The 23,687-nt window shown below is 56.5% G+C and carries 16 protein-coding genes; 5 read left to right on the top strand and 11 right to left on the bottom strand.

Annotated elements, in window-relative coordinates; translation table 11 throughout:
* Positions 1 to 97: 97 nt before the first annotated feature.
* The 7 genes from aat to FHW16_RS21600 all read right to left on the bottom strand — a co-directional run bounded on the left by aat (position 98) and on the right by FHW16_RS21600 (position 8,662).
* The gene (gene aat / locus FHW16_RS21630) at positions 98 to 712 is read right to left on the bottom strand and encodes a leucyl/phenylalanyl-tRNA--protein transferase (RefSeq protein ID WP_182551366.1); all 615 of its coding nucleotides are present in this window, start codon (positions 710 to 712) and stop codon (positions 98 to 100) included.
* Positions 709 to 2,073, bottom strand: coding sequence for an acetyl-CoA carboxylase biotin carboxylase subunit (accC, locus tag FHW16_RS21625; RefSeq protein ID WP_182551365.1), 1,365 nt, complete (start codon positions 2,071 to 2,073; stop codon positions 709 to 711). Before accC ends, aat begins: the two co-directional genes overlap by 4 nt.
* Before the next feature lie 12 nt (positions 2,074 to 2,085).
* Positions 2,086 to 2,556, bottom strand: a complete 471-nt coding sequence (gene accB / locus FHW16_RS21620) for an acetyl-CoA carboxylase biotin carboxyl carrier protein (protein ID WP_182551364.1) — start codon at positions 2,554 to 2,556, stop codon at positions 2,086 to 2,088.
* Positions 2,557 to 2,594: 38 nt separating this feature from the next.
* Positions 2,595 to 3,038, bottom strand: coding sequence for a type II 3-dehydroquinate dehydratase (gene aroQ / locus FHW16_RS21615; protein WP_182551363.1), 444 nt, complete (start codon positions 3,036 to 3,038; stop codon positions 2,595 to 2,597).
* Between the two features lie 239 nt (positions 3,039 to 3,277).
* A complete protein-coding gene (locus FHW16_RS21610; RefSeq protein WP_182551362.1) occupies positions 3,278 to 4,066 on the bottom strand; it encodes a DsbA family protein in 789 nt (262 codons plus the stop codon).
* 52 nt (positions 4,067 to 4,118) lie between these two features.
* Complete coding sequence (locus FHW16_RS21605) at positions 4,119 to 5,516, bottom strand: M48 family metalloprotease (RefSeq protein ID WP_182551361.1); 1,398 nt, start codon at positions 5,514 to 5,516, stop codon at positions 4,119 to 4,121.
* 179 nt (positions 5,517 to 5,695) lie between these two features.
* Complete coding sequence (locus FHW16_RS21600) at positions 5,696 to 8,662, bottom strand: Rne/Rng family ribonuclease (RefSeq protein ID WP_182551360.1); 2,967 nt, start codon at positions 8,660 to 8,662, stop codon at positions 5,696 to 5,698.
* A 714-nt stretch (positions 8,663 to 9,376) separates the two neighbouring features.
* Between FHW16_RS21600 and FHW16_RS21595 the strand changes: the two genes are divergently transcribed.
* From FHW16_RS21595 to prfB, 3 genes are all read left to right on the top strand, one after another.
* Positions 9,377 to 10,606 (top strand): N-acetylmuramoyl-L-alanine amidase, encoded by a 1,230-nt coding sequence (locus tag FHW16_RS21595; RefSeq protein WP_182551359.1) that lies wholly within the window; start codon positions 9,377 to 9,379, stop codon positions 10,604 to 10,606.
* Between the two features lie 289 nt (positions 10,607 to 10,895).
* Entirely contained in the window at positions 10,896 to 13,355 is a 2,460-nt protein-coding gene (locus FHW16_RS21590; protein ID WP_182551358.1) for a penicillin-binding protein 1A, read from the top strand.
* Between the two features lie 115 nt (positions 13,356 to 13,470).
* Positions 13,471 to 14,599 (top strand): peptide chain release factor 2 gene (gene prfB / locus FHW16_RS21585; protein ID WP_182551357.1). Its coding sequence is split into 2 segments (ribosomal slippage): positions 13,471 to 13,539 and positions 13,541 to 14,599, totalling 1,128 coding nucleotides; the frame shifts between segments, so codons are not numbered across the junction.
* Between the two features lie 119 nt (positions 14,600 to 14,718).
* Here prfB and FHW16_RS21580 read toward each other — a convergent pair.
* Positions 14,719 to 15,993 (bottom strand): M23 family metallopeptidase, encoded by a 1,275-nt coding sequence (locus tag FHW16_RS21580; RefSeq protein ID WP_182551356.1) that lies wholly within the window; start codon positions 15,991 to 15,993, stop codon positions 14,719 to 14,721.
* Between the two features lie 124 nt (positions 15,994 to 16,117).
* On the bottom strand, positions 16,118 to 16,585 hold the full coding sequence (gene bcp, locus FHW16_RS21575; protein WP_182551355.1) for a thioredoxin-dependent thiol peroxidase: 468 nt from the start codon (positions 16,583 to 16,585) through the stop codon (positions 16,118 to 16,120).
* A gap of 209 nt (positions 16,586 to 16,794) precedes the next feature.
* On the opposite strand from bcp, the gene FHW16_RS21570 reads away from it, so the two are divergent.
* On the top strand, positions 16,795 to 20,130 hold the full coding sequence (locus FHW16_RS21570) for a DUF3971 domain-containing protein (protein WP_246711896.1): 3,336 nt from the start codon (positions 16,795 to 16,797) through the stop codon (positions 20,128 to 20,130).
* A 185-nt stretch (positions 20,131 to 20,315) separates the two neighbouring features.
* On the opposite strand, the gene tyrS is transcribed toward FHW16_RS21570, so the two are convergent.
* Positions 20,316 to 21,569, bottom strand: coding sequence for a tyrosine--tRNA ligase (gene tyrS, locus FHW16_RS21565; protein WP_182551353.1), 1,254 nt, complete (start codon positions 21,567 to 21,569; stop codon positions 20,316 to 20,318).
* Positions 21,570 to 21,679: 110 nt separating this feature from the next.
* Here tyrS and FHW16_RS21560 point away from each other — a divergent pair, with 110 nt between their 5' ends.
* Positions 21,680 to 22,813: an anhydro-N-acetylmuramic acid kinase gene (locus tag FHW16_RS21560; protein ID WP_182551352.1), complete on the top strand. Its 1,134-nt coding sequence runs from the start codon at positions 21,680 to 21,682 to the stop codon at positions 22,811 to 22,813.
* 183 nt (positions 22,814 to 22,996) lie between these two features.
* On the opposite strand, the gene FHW16_RS21555 is transcribed toward FHW16_RS21560, so the two are convergent.
* Positions 22,997 to 23,671: an alpha/beta hydrolase gene (locus FHW16_RS21555; protein ID WP_182551351.1), complete on the bottom strand. Its 675-nt coding sequence runs from the start codon at positions 23,669 to 23,671 to the stop codon at positions 22,997 to 22,999.
* Positions 23,672 to 23,687 lie beyond the last annotated feature (16 nt).

Below are 23,687 nucleotides of genomic sequence, written 5' to 3'. Positions count from 1 at the left end.
CCCGACACTGTTCGTAAAAAATCTTTCAGCCGCCTGCTCTTGCGGCAGCTACGGTGGGATGAACCATACTACATTTTGTTTTGGAGACTATGACGCCTTAAAACTCTGCTGACTGTGCCAACGCGTTGTCGAGCATCTTCTGGTATTGCCGCCGGGGGACCTCAACAGCGCCGAAGCTTTCCAGATGGGTGGTGGTGAATTGGGTATCGAGCAGGGTAAATCCCTTTTCAATCAAATGGCTGACCAGGTGGACGAGGCAGACTTTCGACGCATCGCGCTGACGCGAGAACATGCTTTCGCCGAAAAAGGCTGATCCCAGCGAGATGCCGTAGAGGCCGCCAACGAGCCGATCCTCCTGCCATGCTTCGACTGTATGGCAATGGCCAAGGACGAACAGTGTGCCATAGGCTTCGCGGATCGGTTGATTGATCCACGTACGGGCACGCTCACCGCTGCCACTGGCACATCCGTCAATAACGCCCCGAAAATCCGTGTTGAAACGGATGTCGAAGCGGCCCTGGCGGATTGTCTTGCGCAGACTGCGCGAAACATGGAAATTCTCGAAGGGAATAATGCCGCGTTTTTCCGGGCGAACCCAGAAGATCTCCGGGTTGTCGGCCTCTTCGGCCATGGGAAAGACCCCGGTTGCATAGGCGCGCAGCAACAACTCGGGGTCTATTTTGAAGGTCTCTGCCGGGTCCTTGCCCGTCATGCCTCTTCTTCGGCGGTAGCGGTGTCGCCTGCCAGATACTTTTCGAGCCAATGGATATCGTAATCGCCATTGGCAATATCAGGATTGTTGATCAGGTCCTGAAACAGCGGCAACGTCGTCTTGATGCCATCCACCACGAATTCGTCCAGCGCACGGCGCAAACGCATCAGGCATTCCACACGATTGCGGCCGTGCACGATAAGCTTGCCGATGAGGCTGTCGTAGTAAGGTGGAATCTTGTAGCCGGTATAAACGCCGGAATCGACGCGGATGCCGAGGCCGCCGGGCGTGTGATAGTGGGTGATCTTGCCGGGCGACGGCGCAAAGGTGCGTGGATCTTCCGCGTTGATGCGGCACTCGATGGCATGGCCATGAAAGCGAATCTCGTCCTGCGTCACCGAGAGACCGCCGCCGGACGCAACCCGGATCTGCTCATGCACAAGATCGATGCCCGTAATGGCCTCCGTGACCGGATGTTCGACCTGCAAACGGGTGTTCATCTCAATGAAATAGAACTCGCCGTTTTCATACAGGAACTCGATCGTACCCGCACCGCGATAGCCCATGTCGGCCATGGCGTTGGCACAGATCATGCCGATGCGATCACGCGCATCCGCATTGAGAGCGGGCGAGTTGGCCTCTTCCCAGACTTTCTGGTGCCGGCGCTGCAGCGAACAGTCGCGTTCGCCCAGATGCACGGCCTTGCCCATTCCGTCGCCCATGACCTGAACTTCGATGTGGCGTGGCTTCTGCAGGTACTTTTCGATGTAGACGGCGTCGTCGCCAAAGGCGGCACCGGCTTCCGTACGCGCTGTCGAAAGCGCAACGGACAGTTCCTCTTCGCTCAGCGCGACCTTCATACCGCGTCCGCCACCACCGGCCGAAGCCTTGATGATCACAGGATAGCCGATTTCGGCGGCAATGCGCGCCGCTTCCTTGTCATCGGTCACGCCGCCATCTGAGCCGGGAACAACAGGTATGCCAAGGCGTTTTGCGGTGCGCTTCGCCTCGATCTTGTCACCCATGGTTCGGATATGCGCGGCGGTGGGGCCGATGAAGGTGATGCCGTGGGCTTCGAGGATTTCCGCAAACTTGGCGTTCTCGGACAGGAAGCCGTAGCCGGGATGGATGGCATCGGCGCCTGTGATCTCGCAGGCGGCAACAATCTGGTGAATATTCAGATAGCTGTCGCGCGAAGGAGGCGGTCCGATGCAAACGCTTTCATCGGCAAGGCGCACATGCATGGCGTCGGCGTCGGCGGTCGAATGGACTGCGACAGTCTGAATGCCGAGCTCCTTGCAGGCGCGCAGCACGCGCAAGGCAATTTCGCCACGGTTGGCTATGAGAATTTTCTGAAACATCACGCTCTCGATTTATTCGATCACAACTAGCAATTCGCCATATTCAACCGGCTGGCTGTCCTCGATGAGAATGGCCGTGACGGTACCGGCGCGAGGCGATGGAATCTGGTTCATCGTCTTCATCGCCTCGATGATCATCAGCGTCTGGCCTTCCTTGACCTTCGAGCCAACTTCGATGAAGGCACGGGCACCGGGAGCCGGGGACAGATAGGCTGTACCGACCATTGGTGAGGGAATAGCATTCTTTGATGGATCACCAGCGGGCTTGGCAGCCTCGACAGGCACAGCGGCAGCAACTGGTACAGCAGCCGGAGCCTGTGCATAGACGGCCTGCGGTGCAGCAGCCTGCATGGTGATCTGACGCGATACGCGGATACGCAGATCGCCCTGCTCGATTTCGATGTCGGTGAGATCCGTCTCGTTCAGAATTTCTGCGAGATCGCGGATCATGACCTTGTCGATCCCGGTGTTTCTGCTAGCCATGCTTTTTCAAGCCCCTTATTTCTGTTCGGCAGCCCTTGTTATTGCGGTGCCGCTGCTTTGACGAGTGCGCGCAAGCCCATCACATAGCCATCCACTCCAAAGCCACATATCACCCCTTTGGCCAAAGGGGAAACATAGGAGTGATGGCGGAATGACTCGCGCGCGTGAATATTGGATAGATGAACTTCCACCAGCGTGACGGCCGCCGCGCGGATGGCATCATGCAATGCGATCGATGTATGCGTGTAGGCAGCCGGATTGATCAGGACAGCGGCTTTTTTCTCGCCTGCTTCCTGAATCCAGGAGACCAGATCACCTTCGTGGTTGGATTGACGAAACTCGATCTCGGCGTCGAGTTTTTCGCCCTCTGCGCGGCAGAGAGCCTCGATGTCACTCAATGTGGAAGCGCCATAGATGCCTGGTTCACGCTTTCCCAGCATGTTCAGGTTCGGGCCATTGAGGACAAAGATCAGCTGTTTCATACCATACCGGATATATTGACGGGTTTCGGGACCCGATGACGGGTCCCATATAGAGCAATGAATAGCCAAATGGAACTAGTTCTGTTTTCCGGATGGCGAAGCAATCCACAAGGAAGGTAGCAAGTCCGATGTTTATCCATAGGACGAAACTGCCTGACAAAGCGGGTGTTCGCCAGCCGAAAAGTCACTTGATTGCTCGTCCATAAATGGTTTTTGCAATCATTGGCATATAGGCAGGGCTATTTGTTGCGAATATGGCTGATTTTTTCTGCCAGCGCGTCAGCACCTAGGGCACCCGGAACCACCTCATTGCCGATTATGTAGGATGGTGTGCCGTTGATGTTCAGGCTGTTGGCAAGATCATAATTCTGCTGGAAGGCCTGCGCGATCTCAGGTGATTTCATCTTTTCGCGGATCTGCTTTTCGTTGCCGCCAAGCTTGATGGCAATCTGCATGGCTGCTTCTTCGGTTGCGCGGCCGTCATGGCCAAGAAGGTCGCGGTGGAATTCCAGGTATTTCTCCGGCATCAAAGCCTTGAACGCCTTGGCGACAATATGGGCCTTGGTGGAGTCTGGTCCCAGAATCGGAAATTCCTTCATCACGAAGCGCAGGTTGGGATCGCTCTTGAGCAAGGCATCCATATCGGGCAGGGCGCGTTTGCAGTAGCCGCAATTGTAATCAAAGAACTCGACAACCGTAACATCACCCTTGGGATTGCCGAAGACAGCATCAAGCGGAGAATTGAAGAGTTTTTCGCTGTTCTGGCTGATGACCTGGCCCTGCGCCTGCTGCTGTGTCGCTTCCTGCTTGGCGCTCAGGGCTGCCTGCGCTTCAAGCAGCACTTCCGGATTCTTGAGCAGATAATCCTTGATGATGGCTTCGATTTCCGCACGATTGACCGTTGAGGACATGGCAGGCTGCGACGTGGCAGCGGTGCTGGTCTGGGCCAGAACAGCCTGTTGGCTGAAACCGAGCGCAACGAGAGCGGCTAGGCCTGCTGTTGCACCTACCAGAGCGACTTTTTTCATAGTGTCATGTCCTTGTTTGTATTGATGTCGGCAAAAGGCAGCTTATGGGTGCTCATTTGCGCTTGGCATTGATGATGTCCTGGGCACGAACCCAGTCCGGTGATCCATTGGGCAGGCCTCTCTGGGCCCGTATGGCGAAGATCTGCGCATCCTGGATCTTGCCGGAATAGTATTTCTGTTCGGCCGAGGCGAGGTCGGAACGCGGACCATCGCCAAGCTGACCATAGGCCTGCGCCAGATAGCCGTAACCGTCGGGAAATTCGCGGTCCCGGTCGATCCCCGCCTGAATTTCCTTGATCGAGGCCTTCAGATTAGCGGGGGTACCGCTAAGCATCAGGGCCCGGCCATAACTCATGCGGATAAGGCTTGATTTGCGCGGATCAAGGGCACCGGCCTTCTTGTAGGCCGCCGCTGCGTCCATAACCTTGCTCTGTTTGAGCAGTATTTCGCCGCGCATCTCATAAAAATAAGGGTTCTTCGGCTGTTCCTTGATCAGTGCGTCGATCTTCCCGAGCGCTTCCTGCGACGAGCCATTGAGGTAAATCGCGATGGCGTTGCCGTAACGCGCACCAATATTGTTGGGGTCCTTGCGGAAACTTTGCAGCACACTCGTGCCGCCACCCGTATAGGCAGCAATTTTCCCGCGCATGAGGTCATGTCGCTGCTGCAGAGCAGCGCTGTCTGTTTTTTCAAAGTATGGGCTGGCGCGGGCAAGTGTTTCCAGATTGGCGATGCGCTCGCGCGGCATGGGATGGCTGATGCGATAGGGATCTGTGCGTGTGCCGGTGAGCGACAGGGCGTTGGAAAAACGCTCGAACGTCGTCAGCATGCCCTTGGCGGATTGCCCTGTGTTGGCAAGGTAGGTGATCGCCGAACGATCCGCCGCCATTTCCTCCGTGCGCTGATAGCTGAGCAGGCTGCGCATGGCAACTTCCGTACCACCCATGGCAACGCCGGCACCGGCCTGTGCAACGCTGCCCTGCTTGGTCGCTGCACCCGCAACGGCGGCGCCCATGCCCAGGATTCCGGCCACAACGGCCATTGTCTTGGCGCGCGCCAACTGCTCGCGCAACTGGAACTGGTGCCCGCCGGCAAGATGCCCGGTTTCATGGGCCAGCACGCCAATGATCTCATTGGGTGTTTCCGCCTGGAGGAGGGCACCCGTATTGATGAAGATGCGGCGGCCATCCACAAACGCATTGAAACTGCTGTTGTTAACCAGAACGATGCGAATGGCGTGTTTGCCGAGACCGGCTGTGTTGATGATTGGCGTGGCGTAGTCCGTCACCAGCGCTTCAATCTCCGCATCGCGGACAATGGGCACATTGGATTGTGCTGCGGCGATGCTTGTCTGAACGAGACTGACTGCGCCCGCGAGAACAGCGGCTGCCGCGCTGCGTGCCATGGCAGTAAACGATTGACGCAAAATGATCTGTCGAACTGTCATCATGGCTTATTCGTATCGAAGTCGATCTTTGAAGGAAAGAGAAGCAAACCGTGTTCTCTCATTTGTGAGATTCCAGATTATTCCGGCAAATCTGAGGCTCCTGAGGATACAGGGAGTCTTGATAAAGAAGAACCGGCAACGATGCCGGTTCTTCAACTCACTTATCCACGCGTTTTTGAGGCTCAGAAGAACCCTTTCTTCTGCCACCAGCCGCGTTTCGCAGGCGCTTCGCCTTCGGCCTTCTTTTCCTTCGCTGCGGTCGAGGTCACAACAGGAGTACTGTTGTCAACTTTCGCGGGTTCCGGCTTTGGCGCAACAACAGGCTCCGGGGCCGGTTCAGGCTTGGCTTCGACAGGCGCGGCAACGGGTGCCTCCGCGACTACAGGCTTTGCTTCGGCAACGACTACAGGCGTTGCTTCGGCAACGGTTTCCTCGGCGACAGCCTTCTTGGCTGTCTTGCGCGGTGCGCGCTTCGGCTTGGCCGGTGCTTCGACAGGTGCAACGTCTACGTCTACCGGTGCAGCTTCTGCCACAGCCTCGACCGTTTCAGCCCCCGCCTTGGCGCGCGGCTTGCGGCGCGCAGGCTTCTTGACCGGGACTTCCTCGACGGCAACCGCTTCCGCAACTACGTCGACGATTGTGCTCTCGACGAACACGGTTTCTTCGACGGCAGATGCCTTGGTTTCAACGGCAGCAGGCTTGCTGAAATCAGGAAGAGGTATGCTTACAAAGACCGGTTCCGCATCGGGTACGGTCTTGGCGGCAACGTGGTTATCCTCACCATCTTCCGGACGGCGATTCTTGCGACCACCGCGGCGACCACGCCGACGCTTCTTGCGGCGTTCGTTCTCTTCTTCGCGTGCCTGGGCGGCAGCGGCGTCTTCACCCTCAACAGCCGGAACATCGGCGTCATCGCCATCGGTGTCGCCGCGCACGGCCTGGCCGGGTTCACCGGCAGCAACGTCCTGACGGTCACGACCGCCACGGCGCCGACGCTTGCGGCGACGTTTCCGGGATGATTCATCATTGTCGCCGGCACGAGCAGTTTCGCCCGGCTGGGCTTCACCCTCGACGTCATCGTCAATGTCTTCGACAACCGGGTCAGTCTCGTCAAAATCGTCGACGATACCGAGTGTCGGCGTTTCGCTGAGCGGAACAATTGGACCGAGGGCAATCGAGCCCTTGTCGATGGCGAAATGCTGTGCGCCGACGCTGTCATCGGCTTCGATGCTGATCGTCAGACCAAAACGGGTCTCCAGATCGGCAAGGTTCTGGCGCTTGTGGTTGAGCACATAAAGCGCCGTTGCCACAGTGGTGCGAACGATGATGTTGTTCTGCGAATGACGCAGCAGATATTCCTCGATCGAGCGCATGACATGCAATGCGATGGATGACGCCGAACGTACATGCCCGGTGCCGCCGCAATGCGTGCAAATCTGCGTCGTGCTTTCCAGAACGCTGGCGCGAATACGCTGACGCGACATTTCGAGCAGACCGAAATGGGAAATACGACCGACCTGGATGCGGGCGCGATCGTCTTTCAGACAATCCTTCATGCGCTTTTCAACCGCACGATTGTTGCGGTTTTCTTCCATGTCGATGAAGTCGACAACGATCAGACCGGCAAGGTCGCGCAGTCGCAATTGGCGCGCAACTTCATCCGCTGCTTCAAGATTCGTCTGTAAGGCAGTGTCTTCAATGGAGTGTTCGCGTGTCGACCGGCCGGAGTTGACGTCAATCGCCACCAAAGCTTCCGTCTGGTTGATGATGATGTAACCGCCTGATTTCAACGTGACCTGCGGCTGCAACATCCGGTCGAGCTGGGCCTCGATGCCGTTGCGCGCAAAGATCGGTGTCAATTCGCGATAGGGCTGTACCACCTTGGCATGGCTCGGCATGAGCATGCGCATGAAGTCCTTGGCCTCGCGATAGCCGTTTTCACCGGCCACGAGGATTTCCGTGATGTCCTTGTTGTAGAGATCGCGGATAGAGCGCTTGATCAGGCTGCCTTCCTCATAGACGAGGGTCGGCGCACTGGAGGCGAGGGTGAGGCTGCGGACATTTTCCCACAACCGCATCAGATATTCGTAATCGCGCTTCACCTCCGGCTTGGTACGCATCGCACCGGCCGTGCGCAGGATCACGCCCATGCCCTTGGGCACTTCGAGATCCTTGACGATATCCTTGAGGCGCTTGCGGTCCTGAATGCTGGTGATCTTGCGCGAAATGCCGCCGCCACGGGCCGTGTTTGGCATCAACACCGAGTAACGGCCAGCGAGTGACAGATATGTGGTCAGCGCTGCGCCCTTGTTGCCGCGCTCTTCCTTGACGACCTGAACCAGCAGAATCTGCCGACGCTTGATGACATCCTGAATGTTGTACTGGCGGCGCTGGAAGCGCTGATGCGTCGGAACTTCTTCCATTGCATCTTCGGCACCAATGGAATCGACTTCGTCGAGCTCGTCATGCGGCTCTTCCTTGTCGTCCTGTGAGCGGCGCTTGGATTTGCGCGCGTGATTGTCGCTTTCCTCGGCCGTCTCCTCGGAGTCTGCGTTTGCTTCGTCCGTATCGACGGCAACGGCTTCTGAAATGACATCGGCGTCTACAGCCGCAGCCAAAGTCTGGCCGCCATTGTCCTCGGAAGAGCCGGTCTCGTCCGATCCCGCCTGTTCTGATGAGTCGTGACCGTCGACCGCTTCATCACCGGACGCGTTCTCATCGTCGGCCGCATCAAGCTTGACCGATTCGTCGCCCTGACGCGTGCCACGACGGCTGCGACGGCGATTGCGCTGTCCGCGATCATTGCGATCACGGCTGCGCTGCTCACCAGCGTTTTCTTCATGATCTTCGTCCTGGCTGGCTGCCTCGGCTTCCGCGTCGATCAGTGCCTGGCGATCTGCGACAGGGATCTGGTAGTAGTCAGGATGGATTTCGCTGAACGCGAGAAAGCCATGGCGATTACCGCCATATTCAACGAAGGCTGCCTGAAGCGATGGTTCTACACGTGTGACACGCGCCAGATAGATATTGCCTTTGATCTGTTTCTTGTGTTCCGACTCAAAGTCAAATTCTTCAATCCGGTTGCCGCGAACCACGACAACGCGCGTTTCCTCCTGGTGGGAGGCGTCGATTAGCATTTTGTCCGACATTATAATTCTTCTCCCCGGCTGAAACGCTCAAAACGCGGTTCAACCGGGACGCCCACAGGGGTGCCGGAGCCGCATTTTCACATTTGCCGGATATATTAAGGTTCGCAGAAACAGACAGACACGGCATCACGCGGGGTTGCGTTTCAGCACCCGCGGCTTTCAAGCCGGTTATAATCACGTCTGTATCAAACATTTCTGTTCCTGACGAAACGACCTCACGAATGGCATGCTCTGGAGCATTGCCGACACTGTTAATACCCTCGAAAGGGCTGGCTCGACGCGCCTTGTCTGCGCAATCTGCCGTTCACAAAAAGCGCAGCCGACATTCCCTGTCTGCTCACGCCAAATTCTTTTTCGGTTACCGCAGCGATGCTTCGCTTCTGCCGCTCCGTGTATTTGCCTTCAGTGTCAGCCGGCCAATTGCCGTGACGTAGAGAGCTTGATTCCGGATGGCGGAAAGTAACCCACCTTTGCTTTTAGGAGGTGTGTCGCGTTATGACAAGGCCTTCTTCATAATCGTGTCATCGGGGTGGCACGGAAGTGGCGGTCAAGAAGGCGGGACAAGTCAGTTAATAAGACTAAATTAACCACGACGGGTTACCTATCATTCACATATAATATGGCTAAAGCGATGTAACAATCGTGCTCCGTCTGATACAAAACAGCACCAGAGGGGATGATGTCTGGCAAATGCCGACATGAATCTGCAATGAAATGAATGTGATCTGCCGGGTTTTTGTAGCTGTCTTCTTTGGTTTGCTTGCCGTTGCGCAGGCGAGTGAGAGAGCCAGTGCTGCCAACGAACTGGCTGCCTTGACATATCAGGCGGCCGGTGACGAGTTGCGGACCCGCGTCGTCATCAATTTCGACCGTGAGCCTGAGGTGTCGACTCTTTTGCTCGATCAGCCGCATCGTCTGGTGGTCGATTTGCCGAAGGCCGTCTTTGCCTTTGACAAGAAATCACTGGAGCCGCGCGGTCTTATTGATGATGTTCGCTACGGCATGATCGATGACGCACGTTCGCGACTCATTTTCACAATGAAAGGCCCGTTCAGCGTCGAGCGGGTCGATGTTCTGAAGAATGACAACAGTCCGGGCTACCGCCTCGTGGCTGATCTTGTCGCTTCTTCCGATCGCCAGTTTGCCGAAGCGCTCAAAACCCAGAATGCAACGACAGCCTCCACGCAGACGGCGCTGAAGGGCGATCGTCTCGCAAGCGCCGCGCCCAGCGAGGTCAGCAAGGCGCCCAAGCCGTTCACGGTGGTGGTGGATGCGGGCCATGGCGGTATCGACAGCGGCGCGGAAAGCAGTGGCGGCATCATGGAGAAAGATGTCACGCTGATGTTTGCGCGGGAATTGCGAGACCAGTTGCGCAAGATTCCCGGGCTGCGCATCGAAATGACCCGTGATAGTGATGAATTCCTGCGCTTGACCGAGCGCGTGCGGATTGCCCGGCAATATGAGGCTGATCTGTTCATTTCGGTACACGCCGACACGATCAACCAGCGCAATATTCGCGGCGCGACGGTCTATACGGTTTCGGACAAGGCTTCCGACGCTGCCTCGCGCGCCATGGCGGATCGCGAAAACAAGGCGGATGCAGTGGCGGGCGTTACATTTGACAATGAGACACCCGAGATCGCCGATATTCTCATGGATCTGACGCGGCGCGAGACCCACACATTTTCGCTTAGCTTTGCCAAAGGCGTCGTCAGAGCGCTCAAGGGCGATGTGAACATGATCAACAATCCGCATCGCTTTGCCGGATTCCAGGTGTTGCGTGCGCCCGACGTGCCTTCGGTCCTGGTGGAAATCGGTTATTTGTCCAACGACGAAGATGCAAAGCTGATGCTCGATCCCGCATGGCGCACCCACGTGGCCGAGCGACTTGCTACTGCCGTAGGTGAATTTTCAGGAAAAAAGACGGCAGGCGCCCTGAATTGACAGTTTCCGACACCGGTTGCTGACCGGCTAACCATCATTTGAGTTGTAACATCTAGTATATTCGCGTGTGCGTTGCCGAAACTCCACAATTGGTATTTAAATTGTGCGCAGAACGGGGATGTCCTTGCCTTTGTCACATTTGTCGCTCAATTGCGTCTCTGAGTTTTACCGGGCGTTGTGTATTCCGGTTCAAGTGAAGGGAAACTGTTTCCCGAGGTGCAATCTGCATTGATCAGGATCGTGCATCGATTATCGACATGCCAATGAATGAAACGGGTTCCGGATACAAATGATACGCTTGATCGGATATTTTTTCGGAATCGGCACCGTCATAGCGCTTCTGGCGGCAGGCGGCGCGGCACTTTATGTTGTCAACGTATCGAAAGACCTGCCTGATTACGAAGTTCTGGCCAAATACGAGCCCCCTGTCATGACGCGCATTCACGCGTCGGATGGTGCGCTGATGGCTGAATTCGCCCGGCAGCGCCGCCTCTATTTGCCCATTCAGGCGGTTCCGGACCGGGTGAAGGCTGCATTCATCTCGGCAGAAGACAAGAATTTCTATCAGCATCCGGGTGTTGATATCAGCGGCCTTGCGCGCGCTGTCATCGTCAATATTCAGAACTGGGGTTCACGTCGTCCTGTTGGCGCATCGACCATCACCCAGCAGGTGGCAAAGAACTTCCTTCTGTCCTCCGACCAAACGATGGGCCGCAAGGTCAAGGAAGCGATTCTGTCCTTCCGTATCGAACAGGCCTATTCGAAGGATCGCATTCTCGAACTCTATCTCAACGAAATTTTCTTCGGCCTGAATTCCTATGGTATCGCCGGTGCTGCGCTGACCTACTTCAACAAATCGGTCAACGAACTCACGATTGCCGAAGCCGCCTATCTGGCTGCGCTTCCCAAGGGACCGTCCAATTATCACCCGTTCCGCCAGACCGAACGGGCTATTGAACGCCGCAACTGGGTGATCGATCGCATGGCTGAAAACGGCTATGTGACCATGGATGAGGCAAAGACAGCCAAGGCAGAACCGCTTGGTGTTACACCGCGTCATACGGGTAATTATCTTTTTGCTTCGGAATATTTCACGGAAGAAGTCCGCCGCCAGATCATCGGCAAGTATGGCGAGAATGCACTTTACGAGGGCGGATTGTCCGTTCGCACGACGCTTGACCCGAAAATGCAGGTGCAGGCGCGCGCCGCCTTGCAGCATGGCCTGTTCAAGTATGACGAGGCCAAGGGCTATCGCGGACCCTACAAGACCATTTCGACTATCGGCGACTGGGGGATTCCACTCGCCGAGATCAAGCCGTTCTCCGACGTTCCCGACTGGCAGCTCGCAGTCATTCTTGAAGTGACACCGACGCAGGCAACCATCGGATTGCAGCCGGAACGCAACGATGCCAACGGTCTTGTTGCAGAGCGCAAGAAGGGCACGATTGCTGCCGCTGATATCAAGTGGGCCATGAATCTCTACAAGGATGGCAGGCGCACATCGGTCAAATCTCTCGAGGGCGTGTTCAAGCCGGGTGATGTTGTGTTCGTGCAGAAGAAAGAGGACAGCGAGACGGCCTTCGATCTGCACCAGGTGCCGGGCATTGAAGGCGCAATGGTAGCCATGGACCCGCATACGGGCCGTGTACTGGCGATGGTCGGCGGCTTCTCCTTTGCCGAATCGGAATTCAACCGTGCGACGCAGGCGATGCGCCAGCCTGGCTCCTCATTCAAGCCGTTTGTTTATTCGGCCGCGCTGGACAATGGTTATACACCGGCATCCGTGGTGCTGGACGGTCCCATTTCCATTGATCAGGGCGGCAGCCTCGGTATATGGGCGCCAAAGAACTACGGCGGCAAGTTTGCCGGACCATCGACCTTGCGCTACGGTATTGAACAGTCGCGCAACCTCATGACTGTGCGTCTGGCGCAGGACATGGGCATGAAACTTGTGGCTGAATATGCCGAGCGCTTCGGTATCTATGACAAGATGCTGCCGGTTCTGGCCATGGCGCTGGGTTCGGGTGAAACGACTGTGATGCGCATGGTGACAGGTTATTCGATCATCGCCAATGGCGGCCGCAAGATCACGCCATCGATCATCGATCGTATTCAGGATCGTTACGGCAAGACCATCTTCAAGCATGACGAGCGCAAGTGCGAAACCTGTGTGGCTGAAGACTGGAAGAATCAGGCCGAGCCCGAACTGGTGGATGACCGCGATCAGGTCCTGGACCCGATGACCGCCTACCAGATCACCTCGATGATGGAAGGTGTTATCCAGCGCGGCACTGCAACGATCCTTAAAAGCCTCAATCGTCCACTGGCCGGCAAAACAGGTACGACGAATGACGAAAAGGACGCGTGGTTCATCGGATTTACACCGGATCTCGTGATTGGCCTCTATCTTGGCTACGACACACCCACGGCGATGGGCCATGGTGGTACCGGTGGCGGTCTTGCTGCGCCTGTGGCCAAGGATTTCTTTGAAGCAGCCATGAAGGGCCAGCGTTCGGTAGACTTCCGTGTACCGGAAGGCATGACGGTTGTTGCCATCGACCGCAAGACGGGCATGCGTGCCAGCGAAGGCCAGCCCAATGTGATCATGGAAGCGTTCAAGCCGGGGACAGGTCCTGCCGACAGTTATTCCGTCATTGGAGCCAATACGTTCTCCGAGGGCGCGCCGGTGGAAGTGCAGTCGCCGAACGTCAACAGGGTTATCCAGGGCGGGGGCGGCGGGCTTTTCTGACCGCCTTCACCTGATGCAATTCCGTGAAGTCTGAAGACTTTACATCGCGCGGACCAGTGAATATGGTCCGCCGCAATTCGAAAACAATGCCATGTACAGAAGGAACTGACAGCCAATGCGCGCTGAAATTGAGACGCTGGTCGACGAGATCAAGCAGGCCATAAGCCTGCTGAGGAGGCATCTTTGACTGGGATACGTCAATCAAACGCCTTGGTTATCTGAACCAGCTTGCCGAAGATCCAGCGCTTTGGAATGACGCGCAGGAAGCCCAAAAGCTCATGCGTGAGCGCCAGCAGCTGGAAGACGGTATCAATTCCATCCGCACCCTCAGCCAATCGCTTGAAGACAATATCGAGCTGATCGCCATGGGCGACGAAGAGGGTGACAAATCCATCGTCACCGAAGCGGAAGAGGCTATCCGCGCCATCAAGGTGGAAGTGGATCGCCGGCAGATCGACACGCTGCTATCCGGCGAAGCCGATGCCAACGACACCTATGTTGAAGTGCATTCGGGCGCCGGCGGAACGGAAAGCCAGGACTGGGCATCTATGCTGCTGCGCATGTACACACGCTGGGCCGAACGCAAGCGCATGAAGGTCGAACTGCTGGAAATCCATGACGGTGAAGAAGCGGGCATCAAGTCCGCGACGATCCTGATCAAGGGTCACAATGCCTATGGTCTGATGAAGACCGAATCGGGCGTACACCGGCTGGTGCGTATATCGCCCTACGATTCGAACGCGCGGCGCCATACCTCGTTTTCCAGTATCTGGGTCTATCCGGTTGTCGACGACAATATCGATATCGCCGTGACGGAGGCCGATGTGCGCATTGATACGTATCGCGCGTCCGGCGCTGGCGGCCAGCACGTCAATACGACGGACTCGGCTGTTCGCATCACGCATATCGCTACGGGTATCGTTGTCCAGTGTCAGGCGGAGCGCTCCCAGCACAAGAACCGTGCCACGGCGTGGTCAATGCTGCGCGCACGCCTGTATGAAGCAGAGCTGGAAAAGCGCGAGCAGGCGGCCGACGCCATTTCCGCATCCAAGACCGATATCGGCTGGGGTCACCAGATACGCTCCTACGTCCTGCAGCCTTATCAGCTGGTCAAGGATTTGCGGACGGGCGTTGAAAGCACCAGTCCGCAGGATGTGCTTGATGGCGAAGTCGATATGTTCATGGAAGCTGCTCTGGCGCACCGTGTGCATGGCACCGACATGGACGTGCAGGATATCGCCTAAGGGTTTCTGTATATTGCCTGAATCAAAATCCCCCGGCAGGAAAATGTCCTGACGGGGGATTTTTCATGGTGCATGGGGCGATTACAGCAATCGTCCGCAGGCAATGCGCGTTTTGTGGCTTAAAGTTCGGCTGCCACTTCGCGGCCAATTGTCAGAAAACCCGCAGGATTGATTGCACTGCCATTGCGGCGCACTTCGTAATGGAGATGCGGGCCGGTTGAACGGCCGGTGCTGCCGACTTTGCCCACGATATCGCCGATCTTGATCTTTTGGCCGACGCTCACAAGAATCTGGCTCATATGGCCATAGCGGGTCGCCAGGCCATTTCCGTGGTCGACCTCAACCATGTTGCCGTAACCGCCATTGTAGTCCGCCTCGGTCACAGTGCCATTGGCCGTGGCACGCACAGAAGAGCCGGTGATGGCGCGGAAATCGATGCCGGAATGAAACGCCATGGAACCGATGATCGGGTCCTTGCGCACGCCGAATGTGCTGGAAACGGGCATGCCCGGCACGGGATTGGAAATCGGAATGGATTTGGCGAGAGCCTTGGCGCTCTCGAGCCGCTCGAGCGCCTGATCGAGATCATTCAGCTTGGCGTCAAAGGGAGCGATGCTGCCAGCAGGAATGAAGGGCCCACCCGTGTCAGACTTTTCATCGAGGACCGGCTTGACGCCGGTTGCCGCCAGCGCTTCCATGATCTTGTCGGCGTTTTCATAAGCCGTGTTGGACAGCGTCTGCATCTGTGCAATCTGTTTCGCTTCGATATCTGTCAGCGATGTATTGACCGATTTCAGCAGAATCTCCGCTTTGTCGACGCCTTTAGCAGGTTTTTCTCCGCGAGGTTCTGATTTGTGCTTGACCGTGGTCGGACCGGTAATGATCGGATCGATACCGTAGAAACCTTCGTCGTCCTCGGACTTCACGACATCCTGACTGTTGCTGTCCATGGGCGCGTTGTCTTCTATTTCAGGTGCGATAACAGCTCCCGCATCTTCCGCGCGCTGCAGCACAGGGGCGAGCTTGTCGTGCCGCTCGGCGAGAGATTTCTGCCGCCGGATAAGTTCGGACACCTTGTTTTCCATGACCTGCTGGTCAAGCAACTGGCGGCTTGTGACCTGATCGAGCTGGGTGCGCAGATTGGCGATGCGGTCCTCATAGGCCTGCTGAAGGCGCGCCTGACGGGCAACGCTGCCGCTGATGAGATCATCGCGGAAAACCAGGTAGGATGTGGCGATAAGATAGGTGCCCGCCAGTGCGAAGGCGAGAGTGCCGCCGAGAATGGCAGCCCAGGGCCGAAGGGTAAAATGACGGATCGTTTCGCCCCGCGCGATAATGATCGTGTGGGGTTCTTTCTGGTTGCTGAAGATGGGGGAATGTTTTGCCTTCTTCATGGCCGCACCGCTCGTCTTTTTGCAGCTTCAATTCATGTCAGGCATTACACTCCGTTATGGTTAACAAACCCTAACGGAGTGGCATTTTTCCATCTATTTCAACCAGAAAGCGATGTTGGGGGAATTACAGAGCCTTGGTGGCTTCGAGAACTTCTGCCGCATGGTTCGGAACTTTGACCTTGTTCCAGATCTTGGCGATGTTGCCGTTCGAATCGATCAGGAACGTGGTGCGTTCGACACCCATGTACTTGCGGCCATACATGCTTTTTTCCGCCCATACACCGTAGGCTTCCAGGATGGTCTTTTCCTCATCGGCGACGAGATCGATCTTGAGGTCGTGCTTCGTCTTGAACTTGTCGTGCTTTTTTGCCGGATCCGGTGACATGCCGATAACCTTCGTACCAAGCTTTTCAAACTCCGGCTTGAGTCCTGAGAACTCAATGGCTTCCTGTGTGCAACCGCTCGTATCGTCCTTCGGATAGAAATACAAAACAACAGGTTTTCCGCGCAATTCCGCCAGAGAAAGCGTGCCGCCACCATCACGGGGAAGGGTAAAATCCGGCGCGGGATTGCCGATTTCCAGAGTTGTCATAGGAATGCCTTTCTTTTCATCATTGAATGCGAGCCTCACATGAGCAACTATATGAGAGGCAAGGGAATCGTCTACGGTTTCCCACATGATTCCTCAATTGGCTTGGGAATTTGACAGAGAAACCGAAAAGAGTCCGTTTTACAAAGCGCGACTTCCTGAAATTTCATCATTACCCGTCTGCAGTCGAGCAAGGCGAGGTTCCCGTGGCCATGCCTGCTCGGCGATCGCGTTTTCGCTTCGTCTGTGGTGCTGCTGCGTCGTTTCTGCTTTTGATCGTGATTCTGGCTGGTATTGCTTTCGTCGTGCTGCGTGTCGGCATTGGCGGGGCGGCATTGACCCAGCGTGCACAAACCGCACTGAAATCCGTCGTTGGACCCGATACGGATGCCACCATCCAGTCTGCGCAGATTTCTCTCGACCAGCGCAGGCACGTCGCTCTTGAAGCACGGAACGTCAATATTTCCGACGTCAAACGCGGCGTAGAGATAAAAAATATCCGTTCTGTGCGCATTGGTTTGGCAACTCTGCCGCTCCTGCAAGGCAATGTGCAGGTTCAGAGTCTTGAACTGGATGGTGCGCAGATCAAGGTTGCCAGCCAGGAGCCCTTCGACTTCATGTCGATTGTTCCGCAGGATGACCGCGGTCTGGTTGATCTTGACCGTGTTTCGGAGCTGCTTTTTACCGGACTGCAAAACGCAGTATCCCTTCTGGACCAGCGCGAAACCCGTGATATCACCGTTGCCGATACAACGTTTGATTTTACCGTTGCCGGCAAGCCGGAAAGCCTGCGCATCATCAATCTGGAACTGGCGGAAACCGGTGGTCCGGTGGCGATCAAGGGATCGGTCGAATGGCAAGGTAAGGTCATCGACATCTCGGCAATGGTCAAACGTGCCGCTATCGGTGCCAAGATAGATTCATTTTCATTGGCCATCAGCAAGATTCCACTTATCGGCAAACACGGCGAAGCACCGGTGCCGGATGCCGACGGTATAAAGCCGGATGCGTCGTATTTTTCCTACAACAACGAAGCAGAAATCAAACTTGACGGTGTAGCAGGCGCTGCAACCGTTCCGATGCGCGTCCGGGGTTCGCTCAATGTGAGTGAAGGGCCTGTCAGCATCAGCAATGTCTCGGACATGGGGGCAAGCACCCAGATCAATTTCGAACACGTATTCGGTACGGAGAAGATCGAGATTACCCCGTCGAACATCCATTTTGGTGGCTTCAGGGGAACGGTCGAAGGCGCTATCGGGCCCGAACCGCTGCCGGCGGATGCAACCGCGGTTGCAGCTGCTGCAAACCCCGGGTACCGTTTTGAATTGATCACACAGGAAGCAAGTTCTGCGCCGCAGGACTCAACAGAATCACCGCTGGTGTTCAACGGGCGGGTAGCCGGGCGTTATGCGCCTGATGCGAAAAAGCTCGACATCTCCGAAATTGCCGTGCGCAGCGATGGCGGCAACGAACTTTACGGGCAGGGCAGCGCAACCTTCGGCAAAGGATCGCCAGCCATGACATTGGCTCTGAGAGTGCCCAAGATGCCTTCTGCACAAGTGAAGCAGCTGTGGCCGATCTGGATTGCAACGGGAGCGCGTCGCTGGGTTCTCGATAACCTTGTCGGCGGCGAGGTGAAGGACAGTCGCATCGACGTTATTTTTGCGGCGGGCCGTTTCGATGGTCCCGGTAAACCGCCGCCGTTGACAGCCGACGAAGTGCAGGTTGATTTCAACGTGAAGGATACGCGCTTCGACATTGTCGGAGATCTGCCTCCGATCCGCGATGCGGATGGCGCTATCAGCGTGCGGGGCGCCTACACAACCATCAAACTGTTGAAAGGCTCGGCCTTTACTCCCGGTAATCGCGAAGCCCGGATTGTCGATGGTACGCTTATCATCCCGTGGGGTCCGCAGCGCCCGGTGCTTTCGGACCTTGATCTGAATATCGAGGGCGACGCTTCAGCGATTGCGGAGATCGCCGGTTTCAAGCCGATCAATGCAGTGAAGGGCGTGCCTTTTGCGCCTGAAGATATCAGTGGCGATGTGAAAACCCACGTCCTCGTGACATTTCCTGTGACGCGCCATGCTCCGCCGGGGAGTTTGCATTGGTCAGCGGAGATTGCCCTTGATGGTGTCGACCTTGCCAAAAAGGTGGATGGCCAGACGATCACCGATGCCAGCGGTACGTTGAACGTCAATGACACCGAGGCGAATATCGACGTCAAGGCGCAGTTGAATGGTGTTCCAGCTGACATCACGCTGTACGAGCCGCTTGGCAGCAATACTGCAAAGCGCAAACAATCGGTTTCGCTGCAACTGGACGATAAGACGCGTAACGCCCTGTTTCCAAGCCTTGATCCATTCATATCGGGCCCGATTATGATCGATATCGACAAGTCGGCCGATGGTGGTCAGATCGCATCTGCCGATTTGACCAAAGCCGAAGTGAAGCTGGCACAGCTTGGCTGGACCAAAGGCGCAGGTGTGAAGGCCACGGCGAAATTCGGATTGCAGCAGGAGGGTGACAACATCAGCATCCGCAATCTCGATGTAGCCGGCGAAACCTTCCGGTTGCGAGGGGACATATCGGTTGTCAAAGGCGACCTTGTAAGTGCCGATTTCAGTCAGGTCAGCCTCAATCGCACGGATGATATTGCCGTCAAGGTCTCGCGTACGGGTTATGGATACCGGGCGGACGTGAAGGGCAAGTCGTTCGACGCACGCTCTCTGCTCAATCAGGTTACCGACAAAAAGCAGGGCGGCGATACCAGCGACAAGAAGCGCGTTCTGGTTAATGCCGATATTGACGACGTACAGGGCTTCTATTCAGAAAGCTTTGGCAATGTATCGCTGTCCTATGAAGGCGTGGGGTCCAATGTTTCGGGGCTCGCCTTCAATGCGGTGACGAAATCAGGCCAGAAAGTCATTGCGACAGATAGTTCGGAAAGCGGCGCGCGGTCCGTCAGTCTTCAATCCAAGGATGCGGGTGCCGTGCTTCGGTTTACCGGTTTTTACGACAAGATGCAGGGCGGCAGCATCGTTGTGACGCTGGATTCCAAAGGCGAGGGACCTTTGCGCGGACAAATCGATGCCCGCAATTTCACGCTCGTCAATGAACCACGATTGGCAAGCCTCGTTTCGTCGTCACCCAACGGCACCAGCCTCAATGATGCGGTGAAAAACAACATCGATGTGTCAGTGGTCAATTTCGATCGTGGCTTCTCCCAGATCGAAAAGGGCAAGAACTATATCAACCTGGCCAATGGCGTCGTGCGGGGCTCAACGATCGGCACGACGTTCCAGGGGGTGCTGAGCGATCCGCAGGGCAACATGGCGCTGACCGGTACGTTCATGCCCGCCTATGGCATCAATCGTATCTTTGGCGAGCTGCCCGTACTTGGCCTGCTTCTTGGTAATGGCCGTGATCGCGGCCTGATCGGAATCACCTACAAACTGCAGGGGCCGATCAAGCAGCCGCAGATCATCGTCAATCCGATTTCGGTCATCGCACCGGGTATTTTCAGATCGATTTTCGAGTTTCAGTGAGAAGCACGGTAGCAAACGCGCTGGCAAAACCATCGTGCGTGGTTCGACAAGCTCACCATGAGGGAGAGTGAGGATTGCAGGGAGTTAAATTCTGCAATGTTTCCGGTTGGCCTTGCAGCACCACTCTCCCTCATGGTGAGCTTGTCGAACCACGAACCACGCACAATCGTACTGCCAATACGGTCTTAAACCGGACGAACCAGAATGTGCTTCTTCTTGCCGAGTGACAGTTTGACGATGCCGTCGCCCGTCACGTCAGTGGTCGAGACTTGCGCCTTCTCATCGGAAATACCGGCATCGTTCACCCGGACCGCGCCGCCTTGAATATGACGGCGGGCTTCACCATTCGAACCGGCAAGGCCAGCCTTGACCAGAAGTGTCAGGATGCCAATGCCGCCATCGAGCTCGCTCGAGGCGATGTCGATGGATGGCAGGTTGGCAGCCAAAGCGCCTTCCTCGAAGGTTGTGCGGGCCGTTTCGGCGGCCATGGCGGCAGCTTCGCGGCCATGGACAATGGCCGTTGCCTCCGTTGCCAGGATTTTCTTGGCTTCGTTGATTTCCGAACCGCCGAGGGCTTCCAGCCGGGCAATCTCGTCGAGCGGAAGGCGCGTGAAGATTTTCAGGAAGCGGCCGACATCGGCATCTTCCGTGTTGCGCCAGTATTGCCAGAAATCATAGGGGCTGAAGACGTCTTCGTTCAGCCAGACCGCACCGGTAGCGGATTTGCCCATCTTGGCACCCGAACTGGTGGTCAGCAGTGGTGTGGTCAGGGCGTACAATTGCGGCGTTCCCATGCGGTGGCCGAGATCAACACCATTGATGATGTTGCCCCACTGGTCCGAACCACCCATCTGCAGCACGCAGCCATGGCGCCGGTTGAGTTCGACGAAATCGTAACCCTGCATGATCATGTAGTTGAATTCGAGGAAAGAGAGGGACTGTTCCCGGTCCAGCCGCAGCTTGACGCTGTCGAATGACAGCATGCGATTGACTGAGAAATGGCGGCCGACATCCCGCAGGAATTCGACGTAGCCGAGGCCCATCAGCCAATCGGCATTGTTGACCAGAAACGCATCGGTCGGGCCGTCACCAAAGCGGAGTATACGGGCAAAGATCCGCTTGATGCCTTCGATGTTCGTGTTGATCGCTTCTGGTGTCAGCAGCTTGCGCTGTTCGTCGCGGAAAGAGGGATCGCCCACCATCGACGTGCCACCACCCATCAGGGCAATTGGACGGTGGCCGGTTTCCTGCAGCCAGTACAGCATCGTTGCGGAAATGAGGTTGCCAATGTGCAGGCTTGTCGCCGTCGCATCATATCCGACATAGGCAGTCACTGTCTCCTTGGCGAAAAGCGCATCCAGACCAGCCTCGTCGGAGACCTGATGGATGAAGCCGCGCGTGGAAAGCGTGTGCAGAAAGTCGGATTTGAAGGCAGACATGAGGTTTTCCTGAAACTTTACGTAGGGAAGCGTCCGGCCTGAAGAAACGTGCCGAACAAGACGTGGCCGTTTAACATCATTCGGGACCGAATCACAAGAAAGGGTGTGACGTGACAGCGATAAGGCGGGCAATTGGCCTGATGAGCGGGACATCCATGGATGGAATCGACATCGCGCTCATCGAAACCGATGGTAGAAACGTGGTGCAGCGCGGCCCTTCCGGGTTCGTGCCTTATGAGTCGGCTTTCCGCCGCCGCATAGAGGCGGGACTCGAGGATGCCAAGTCCATCCATGCACGCAATGAACGGCCCGGCGAGCTCGCGGCAATCGAGCAGGAATTAACGCGGCGGCACGGCGAAGCGGTGCGCAGCTTTTTGTCAGATTGCAAACTGTCGGCAGATACCATTGATATCATTGGGTTTCATGGTCAGACAGTTCTGCACCGTCCGCACGAGAAACTGACCGTGCAACTGGGTGACGGCGGGTTGCTGGCTGACATCACAGGCATTCCTGTTGTCTATGATATGCGCGCCAATGACATGGTGCATGGCGGGCAAGGTGCGCCGCTTGTGCCGGTCTATCATCAGGCACTGGCTGCGCGGGTTCCGACCGAGCTTGGCAAGGGCAAGTCCGTCGTGTTCGTCAATATCGGCGGTATCTCCAATGTGACGATCGTTTCGGTAACAGGCGATCCGATCGCCTTCGACACGGGGCCGGGTAACACGCTGATCGACCAGTGGGTCTCGGACAGGGCGGGAATCGCCTATGATGCCGGAGGAACGATTGCGAGCGAAGGTCAGGTTCTGGCCAGTGTCGTCGCCCGTTATATGGCAAAGCCCTTCTTTGACCTGAAACCACCCAAATCACTCGATCGCAATGATTTTACGCTTGAAGACCTTGGCAATCCGGAACTGGCCGATGGTGCCCGCACGTTGGCCAGAATTACCGCCGATGCGATTCTCGAAGCCGGTATCTATGCACCGGAACAGCCCGCGCTTTGGGTGATCTGCGGCGGCGGACGCAAGAATGCGACCATCATGGCTGATCTGGCCGAAGGCGCGGCGAAGGCTGGCGCAGTGGTTATTGCAGCGGAAGATCTGGGGCTCAACGGCGATTCAATGGAAGCCGAAGCATGGGCCTATCTGGCCGTTCGCGCGCTAGACGGCCTGCCGCTGACATTTCCAACCACAACAGGGTGCGATGTGGCTGTTTCAGGGGGCGTGGTGGTGGGCCCCGATAGATAGGGGCACCGTATTTTTACGCTGCAATAACACTGTGCGTGGTTCGACAAGCTCACCATGAGGGAGATGGAGGATTGCAGGAAGCTTTATCCTGCAATATTTCCGGTTAGCCTTACAGCACCACTCTCCCTCATGGTGAGCTTGTCGAACCACGAACCACGCACAATGCTTGTGCAGCGCTTTTTTTTAACGCAAACGCTTTGGCTTGGCCTCGACCAGTTCGCCATTCAGGCGGCGGTCGAGATAGTCAGAGCATTCGGCGATGACCTCATCGGTCATGCCGGAGAAGAAGTGATTGGCGCCAACCATCGTCTTTTGCGTGATGGTGATGCCCTTCTGGGTCTTCAGCTTGTCAACCAGACCCTGAACATCCTTGGCCGGTGCGACCTTGTCCTGATCACCATGCAGAATCAGACCAGACGACGGGCAGGGTGCGAGGAAGGAGAAATCATAGGTGTTCGGCTGAGGCGCAACCGAGATAAAGCCTTCGATTTCCGGACGGCGCATCAAAAGCTGCATGCCGATCCAGGCGCCGAAGGAATAACCGGCAACCCAGCAGGTCTTCGAATCAGGGTGCAGCGACTGAACCCAGTCAAGCGCACCGGCGGCATCGGACAGTTCACCGGAACCATGGTCGAATTCGCCCTGGCTGCGGCCAATGCCGCGGAAGTTGAAACGCAGTGTCGTGAAACCGCGTTGCTGGAACATGTAGAACAGATCGTAGACGATCTTGTTGTTCATGGTGCCGCCAAACTGTGGATGCGGGTGCAGCACGATTGCTATCGGCGCATTTTTTTCCATTGAAGGCTGATAACGACCCTCAAGACGGCCCGCAGGTCCATTGAAAATTACTTCAGGCATGTGTACTCCACTCTTC

Origin of the sequence: Phyllobacterium myrsinacearum (assembly GCF_014138285.1) — a bacterium.
GTDB lineage: Bacteria > Pseudomonadota > Alphaproteobacteria > Rhizobiales > Rhizobiaceae > Phyllobacterium > Phyllobacterium myrsinacearum_A.
This window is presented reverse-complemented; position numbering and strand designations above follow the sequence as displayed.